1 protein-coding gene is annotated in these 724 nt (G+C 61.5%); it reads right to left on the reverse strand.

What is annotated here, in order from left to right; translation table 11 throughout:
- On the reverse strand, positions 1 to 724 hold a 724-nt coding region (locus WH277_RS00030), incomplete at both ends, for an MFS transporter (protein WP_339503614.1).

Here is a 724-nt window from a genome sequence, read left to right on the forward strand (position 1 = left end):
GCGCCACACCGTTCAGTGAGGTCAGCGCAATAATCCAGCTCATGCCCAGCAGCACCATCAGCGGCAGGGCCAGCGCTTTGAGTGGCAGCAGGGCAATGACCACCATTACCAGCGCGGAAAGCCCCGCCGACAGCAGCATTAACCCGTCAACGTTCATCCGTTGACGCAGGACAGGCAGCAGCAGTGCCCCGACAATCGCCCCGATACCGACCGCGCCCAACAGCGTGCCGTAAAACCCGGCGCTTCCCTGTAACAGATGACGCGCCACCAACGGCAGCAGTGCCCAGATGGCGCTGGCAAAGAAGAAGTAAATCGCGGTGCGCACCAGCACCCGGTGCAGTTCACGACTGGCTTTGACGTAGCGAATGCCCGCGCGGAATGCACCGAAAAAATGTTCGGACAGTTCATTTCTCGTTTTATGCGGGCGCTTCCACCAGACCAACGCGGCAATCACGAACACATAGCTCAGGACATCAGCTCCGTAGGCCGCCCAGGCACCGAGTGCCGCCAGCAACAGGCCGCCGGTTGCCGTGCCCACCGCACGGGCGATATTGATCCCCAGCGAGTTAAGCGCCACCGCATTCTTCAACTGCGGACGTGGCACCAGCTCCGGCACAATCGCCTGCCAGGCCGGGCCCATCAGCGCCGCGCCGATGCCGCCAATAAAGGTCAGTGCCACCAGATACTCGACGGTCAGCAGATTATTATGCGAGAGGATCAGCAG

The organism is Erwinia sp. MYb416, from assembly GCF_037479575.1.
Lineage (GTDB): Bacteria > Pseudomonadota > Gammaproteobacteria > Enterobacterales > Enterobacteriaceae > Erwinia > Erwinia rhapontici.